Raw genomic sequence first — 6,635 nt, 5'->3', positions numbered from 1 at the left:
GCAGCAACATGACCCAGATCCTGCTCGACGAGGCCCGCCAGCCCGTGCCTCGCCGCGCCTAGAAGCAACCCGTACCAACCCAGAGGCCGTGCATGCCGCCACGGCCTCTTTTGTTCGCTATGTACTACGCGCTATGTACTTTGGGCTACTTCGTCCGCTTTCCCGCCTTGGTATCGAGCAGGCCGATGAGCGCCTTGCCGACATCCGGCGTCGGCAGGCTGTTCTTGATCACGAGTTCCTGCGCCTCGACCGCTTTCCCGTAGAGCCGCTTGTTGGCGTCGTTGTCGGCTTCCAGCGAAGCGCCGCCCAGCGACACTCCGGCGAACGCACCCTTCGCTCTTCCGTAGGTATACATATCGGCCGTTGAGGCCGAGGTCGCTCCTGTCGGACCGGCGGCCACGCTCGCATCCGTGCCCATCTTCATCTTGCCCTTCATGACCGCGTCCACGCCCTTTTGCGACATGACCAGCACCACGTAATCGGTGGACGATCCGCCGATCTGCAGTCCTACGCTCACCCCGCCGACCTTGTACATGGCCGGCGCCGACCACTTGCCGTCGAACGCATGGCCGGTTCGGCAGGTCATGGCGCCGCGTCCCCCGCTGCCTCCGACCACGAAGCCTGCCTTCTTCACGTTGGGCAGCACGATCACGCAATCCGCTTTGCCCAGGACCTCCGCCGGGACGGTCTTTTCCGTCAGCATCCCGTCCAGCACTGCGGTCGCGTTCTTGAACGTCTCTTCGTCCTTCTGCTTGTCATCCGCCAGGCCAGGCAGTGTCCATGCGAGGAACAGGCACGCCGCCATCAACATCCAGATCTTTTTCATCACGTTCCTCCCTCTAGCTACAACCCAGGGACCTTTGAGCGCCGCCATCTTGCGCCTTTGCAGCCGCACTGCGCAAGGATGCGGTAGCGTTAGTCACGGGTTCCTGACCACCGCCGGCGCTCACTGTGCGGATTCGCGAGACAGGGCCGGCGCCAGCGCGGCGGCCTTGCTCAGTTCCCGCTCCCGCAGCCAGGTGAAGATCACCGGCGTGACGATCAGCACGTGCAGCAGGGAACTGACCATCCCGCCCAGCACCGGCGCGGCCAGCGGCTTCATCACCTCGGCGCCCGTGCGCGTGGACCACAGCAGGGGGAGAAGGCCCGCCACCACCGTGGCCACCGTCATCACCTTCGGCCGCAGGCGCAGCAGCGCTCCTTCCATCACCGCGGCGTGCAGGCCTTCGCGCGTCAGTTTGCCCTCGGCGGCGACCCGCTTGGCCACCGCCTCTTCCAGGTAGATGACCATCACCACGCCGGTCTGCACCGCGGTCCCGAACAGCGCGATGAATCCCACCCACACTGCCACCGAGAAGTTGTAGCCCAGCGCCTTGACCAGGAAGACGCCACCGGTCAGCGCGAACGGCACCGCCAGCAGCACGTGCGCGGCCTCCTTGGCGGAGTGGTACGTCCGCCACAGCAGCACGAAGATGATGGCGACCACCATGGGGATCACGATCTCCAGCCGTCGCTTGGCCCGGATCTGGTTCTCGAACTGCCCGCTCCAGTCCAGGTAATAGCCGGGCGGCATCTGCACCTGTCTGCCGACTACGTCCTTCGCCTCTGCCACGAAACCGCCCACGTCGCGGCCGCGGACGTTCAGCAGCACCGTCCCGCGCAACAGGCCGTTCTCGCTGCTGATCATCGAAGGCCCCATCACCATCTTGATCTCCGCGATCTGCTGCAGCGGCACCTGGACGCCGTTGCTGCCCGCCACCAGCACCTGGCGCAACTCCTCGATGTCCTGGCGGAAATCGCGCGCGTAGCGCACGCGCACCGGGAAGCGCTGCCGGCCCTCGATGGTGGTGGTCAGGTTCTTGCCCCCGATCGCCGTCTCGATCACGTCTTCGGCGTCCTGCACGTTGATGCCGTACCGCGCCGCCTTCGGCCGGTCGATCTTGATCTCCAGGTAGGGCGCGCCGGTGATTTGCTCGGCATAGAGGTCCACCGCGCCGGGCACTCCCCGCAGCACGCGCTCGATCTCCTGCGATTTCTGCTCGATCATCCGCAGGTCCGGCCCGAACACCTTCACCCCGACCTGGGTGCGGATGCCGGTGGAGAGCATGTCGATGCGGTTGCGGATGGGCTGCGTCCAGATGTTGGTCACGCCCGGGATGCGCAGCTTCTCGTCCAGACGCTGCAGGATCTGGTCCTTGGTCGTGCCCGTCGGCCACCTCTCCTTGGGCTTGAAGGTGACGATGGTCTCGGCCATGTTGATGGGCGCGGGATCAGTCGCGGATTCGGCGCGGCCGATCTTTCCCACCACCATCTCCACCGCGGGATCGGCGGCGATGATCTTGTCCTGCTGCCGCATGATCTCCGTCGCCTTGGTCAGCGAGATGCGCGGGTCGGTGATGGGCATGAACAGCGCCGTCTCTTCGTCCAGCGGCGGCATGAACTCCGACCCGATGGTGGTCGCCGTGTAGATCGCCGCGGCGAACAGCGCCGCTGCGATCCCGATGGTCGCCACCCGATGCCGCAGCGCCCACCCCAGCACCGGCTGATAGACCGCGCGCAGCCCGCGCATGATCGGGTTGTCGTCTTCCTTGTGCAGCTTGCCGCGGATCAGGAAGGTGCACAGCACCGGCACCAGGGTCACCGCCAGCAGGGTGGAGCCCAGCATGGCGAAGGTCTTGGTGAAGGCCAGCGGGTGGAACATCTTGCCTTCCATCCCGGTCAGCGCGAACACCGGCACGAACGCCAGGATGATGATCACCATGGCGAAGAAAATGGGACGCCCCACCAGCTTGGCCGCGTTCAGCGTGATCTCCCAGATGTGCTCGCGGTAATTTCCGTGCTCTTCCTCGTACTTTTCCGCCTGCCGGATCACGTTTTCCGTCATCACGATGCCGGCGTCCACCAGCACGCCGATGGCGATCGCGATCCCGCCCAGCGACATGATGTTCGAGGAGATGCCGGCCCCGCGCATGAACAGGAACGACATCAGCACCGCCAGCGGCAGCGGCAGGGTCACCACCAGGATGCTGCGGAAGTGCCACAGGAAGATAATGTGCGCCAGCGTGACTAGCACGATCTCCTCGATCAGCGCCTGCCGCAGCGTGTCCACTGCGTGGTTGATCAGGATGCTCCGGTCGTAGAAGGGCACGATGCGCACGCCCTTGGGCAGCCCCGGCTCCAGCTCGACGATCTTGTCCTTCACTGCCTGGATCACCCGCTGCGCGTTGGTGCCGTAGCGCGTCACCACCACGCCGCCTACCGCCTCCTGGCCGTTCTTGTCGAGCACGCCCCGCCGGAACTCTGGTCCCAGCTGCACCCGCGCGATGTTGCGCAGGTATACCGGCGTGCCCCCCGCGGCGTTGACCACGATGTTCTCGATGTCAGCCAGGTTGTTGATCAGCCCCAGCCCGCGCACCATGTACTCGCTGTCGCTGACCTCCACCACCTTGGCGCCGACGTTGTTGTTGCTGCGCTGCACCGCCATCAGCACGTCGCGCAGCGGGATCTTGTAGGCGCGCATCTTCATCGGGTCCAGGTCCACCTGGTACTGGCGGATGAACCCGCCGACGCTGGCCACCTCCGCTACTCCGGGGACCGCGTTGAGCTGGTACTTCACGAACCAGTCCTGGATGGAGTGCAGCGTACCGCTGTCGTACGGCCCCTCGATGCTGTACCAGAACACCTGCCCGACGCCGGTCGCGTCCGGCCCCATCATCGGCGTGACTCCCGCGGGCAGGAAGCTGCCCGCCAGGTTCAGCCGCTCCAGCACCCGGGTACGCGCGAAGTAGACGTCCACGCTGTCCTCGAAGATCACGTTGATCATCGAGAAGCCGAACGCCGACGCCGAGCGCACCGTCCGAACGCCCGCCAAACCTTGCAGGTTCACCGTCAGCGGGTAGGTGATCTGGTCTTCGACCTCCTGCGGGCTGCGGCCCGGCCAGTCGGTGAAGACGATCACCTGGTTCTCGCTCAGGTCGGGGATGGCGTCGATGGGCGTGCGCAACAGCGCCCAGTACCCGGCGACCGCCAGCAGCGCGTACACCCCCACGACCAGCGCCCGGTTCTTCATCGAGAATTCAATGATGCGGTTGATCATGGCGCCCTCACCTCGCGGTCAGGCGCGTGCGATAGCTCGCGATCGCCTGCCCGTCCCTGCTCGCTTCCACCGTCACGTTCCACGGCCCCGCCATCGGCACGTTTCCGGGACCCATGTACATTCCGTGCGCCGCCATCCAGGGCAGCTCGAACGAGCTGCGCATCTCTGGCATGTTCATGGAGGGCATCGCCGGCATCACCAGCGTGACCTTCACCTTCGCGTCGGGGATTGGTTTGCCGGCGGCGTCGGTCAGCGTGACGCTGAAGCTGGCCTCCTGCGCCCCTTTCGGCGGGTTGGGATCCACGGTGAAGCTGATCTTCGCGCTCTGTGCTGCCGCCTGCCTCCCGCCTCCTGCCTCCTGCCTCCCGCCTCCTGCCTCCTGCTTCCCGCCTCCTGCCTCCTTCTGGAACTCCTTGGAGCCTCCGAACAGTCCACTCATGCCGCCGCTGAGCCGGGTCTGCGAATCGATCAGGAAGTTGCCGTTGGTGACGACCTTCTCTCCCGGCTGCAATCCGCGCAGCACCGGGTACACCTCGCCCGCGGCGGCGCCAATCTCGACGTCGCGCGCCTCAAACGCTCCCCCGCCGGTGGCGACGTACACCAGCCGGCGCGTGCCGGTATCCAGCACCGCCGAGCGCGGCACCACCACCTGCTCCTTCGCCCCCACCGACGTGAACAGCGCCCGCACGTACATGCCGGGCACCAGCTTCATCCCCGGATTCGGCACGTGCACGTGCACCGGGATCGTGCGGGTCTGCAGGTCGGCGCTGGGCTCGACGAATTCCACCTTGCCGTGGATCACCTGATTGGGCAGGGAATCGGAGCGCAGCTCCACCGCCTGCCCGGCCTGGATCTGCGGCAGCTGCGACTCGTACACCTCGGCCTTCACCCACACCGTGCTCAGGTCGGCCAGCGTGAACAGCGTCTCCCCGGCATTCACGTACTGCCCGCCCGCCACCTTGCGCTCCACCACCGTCCCCCCGCTCGGCGAGTAGATGGTGACGTGCGTGCTTCTCGGCGAGTCGATCTGTTTCTCCGCGATACCCCACAGCTCCAGCCGTTGCCGGCTTGCCTCCACCAGTTGATTCGCCTGCGCCACCGCCTCGGGCCGCGCGTTTGCCAGTTGCGCCCGGCTCTGCTGCGCCAGCCGGTACTCCTCCAGCGCCGTTGCCACCTCGGGGCTGTACACCTCCGCCACCGCCTGCCCGCGCCGCACCTTTTCTCCCGTGTACTGCACGAAGAGCCTGTCAATGCGTCCCGCGATCCTCGCCGGGATGACGGAGAGCTGCGCCTCCGGTTGCTCCACCCGCCCGAATGCATCCACATCGGTCCGGATTTTCTGTTTCCCGACCTCAGCCAGCTGCACTCCGGCCGCATTCAACTCGTCCGGCGACAATTGCACCGCTCCCACGGTTTCGGATGCGGGTGCCCCACCCAGGCCCGCGCCTGGCTTGGGTGAGACGGCGCCGTGCTCATGTTGCCCGTCGGCCGCGGGTGCCCCACCGGTAGCCTCGGGCTTCAGCCCAAGGTCTCCCGCATTTGGTTTGGGTGGGATAACAAATGCTCCCAGCACCAGCACCGCTCCCAGCACCCCCGCCCCTATCCCGCCGAATAGGAACTTCTTCTCTCTCGTAGTCATTGCTGCACTCCATTTCCTGCGCTCTGCCGCCCCGGCAGCGCCGTTCCGATCGCGCGCTCCAGTACCGCGATCCGTGAATCCAGCTCCGCCGCCGTCCGGTAGTACGACGACTGCACGTCGAGCATCATGTTCTGGCTGTCCACCAGGTTGAGGAAGTCGGTGCGGTCGTGCTGATACGCCGCCGCCGCGGCGCGGAACGTGGCCTCCGCCTGCGGCCGCAGCGTGTCGCGGTACAGCTCCAGCGTTCGCTGCGCCGAACGCACCTTGATGAGCGCCTCCTGTATCTCCAGCGAGACCGCGACGCGCCGCATCTCGTACTCCGCGCGCGCCGTTTCCGTCATGGCCTTGGCCTCGCCGATCTCCGCCTCGTGCTTGCGCCGGTTCAGCCACGGCAGATTCACCGTGAACTCCGCCATGTAGTTGTTCCGGGTCACCGAGCCCTCGGGCATCAGCATGTATCCCAGCCCCACGGTGTAATCCGGCGTGTAGGTCTTGCCCGCCAGGTTGGCGCGCGCCTCCGCCACCTTCTGCTGCGCGGCGTACGCGCGCAGCTCCGGCCGGTTCTCCACCGCCAACTGCTCCAGCTTCGCCAGCGACGGGATCTCGGCCACCGTGGGGTACCGCCCGGCAATTTCCAGCGGCGACGCCGGATCGCGCCCCATCAGCGTGTTCAGCGACGCCCGCGCCATCTCGCCTTGCTCCTCCAGCATGATCAGGTGCTCTTCCAGGCGGGTAATGGCGATCTGCGCTTTGAGCACGTCCTGCTGCGGCACCCGCCCCACCGTGTACTTGATCCGCGCCGAGTCCAGCCCCTGCCGCGTCAGCAGCAGTTGCTCATCGTGGATGCGCAGCTCGTCGGCATTGCGCAGCAGGTCGTAGAACGTCTTGCGCACCCGCACC

4 protein-coding genes are annotated in these 6,635 nt (G+C 66.3%); all 4 read right to left on the bottom strand.

Annotated elements, in window-relative coordinates:
• Positions 1-145 precede the first annotated feature (145 nt).
• Positions 146-826, bottom strand: a complete 681-nt coding sequence (locus VMS96_12985) for a lipid-binding SYLF domain-containing protein (GenBank protein HVP44342.1) — start codon at positions 824-826, stop codon at positions 146-148.
• A 120-nt stretch (positions 827-946) separates the two neighbouring features.
• Entirely contained in the window at positions 947-4,096 is a 3,150-nt protein-coding gene (locus VMS96_12980; protein ID HVP44341.1) for a CusA/CzcA family heavy metal efflux RND transporter, read from the bottom strand.
• A 7-nt stretch (positions 4,097-4,103) separates the two neighbouring features.
• Entirely contained in the window at positions 4,104-5,735 is a 1,632-nt protein-coding gene (locus tag VMS96_12975; GenBank protein HVP44340.1) for a FixH family protein, read from the bottom strand.
• A partial coding sequence (locus VMS96_12970) for a TolC family protein (protein HVP44339.1) occupies positions 5,732-6,635 on the bottom strand: 904 nt, incomplete at its 5' end. The genes VMS96_12970 and VMS96_12975, both read right to left, overlap by 4 nt.

It is taken from the genome of Terriglobales bacterium (genome assembly GCA_035543055.1).
In the GTDB taxonomy this organism is placed as follows: Bacteria; Acidobacteriota; Terriglobia; order Terriglobales; family Acidobacteriaceae; genus JAIQFD01.
This window is presented reverse-complemented; position numbering and strand designations above follow the sequence as displayed.

What these genes read in the sequence shown, in the direction of transcription:
- VMS96_12980 (HVP44341.1), bottom strand. Translation starts at nt 4,096, where the DNA reads ATGATCAACCGCATCATTGAATTCTCGATGAAGAACCGGGCGCTGGTC.
- VMS96_12975 (HVP44340.1), bottom strand. Translation starts at nt 5,735, where the DNA reads ATGACTACGAGAGAGAAGAAGTTCCTATTCGGCGGGATAGGGGCGGGG.
- VMS96_12985 (HVP44342.1), bottom strand. Translation starts at nt 826, where the DNA reads ATGAAAAAGATCTGGATGTTGATGGCGGCGTGCCTGTTCCTCGCATGG.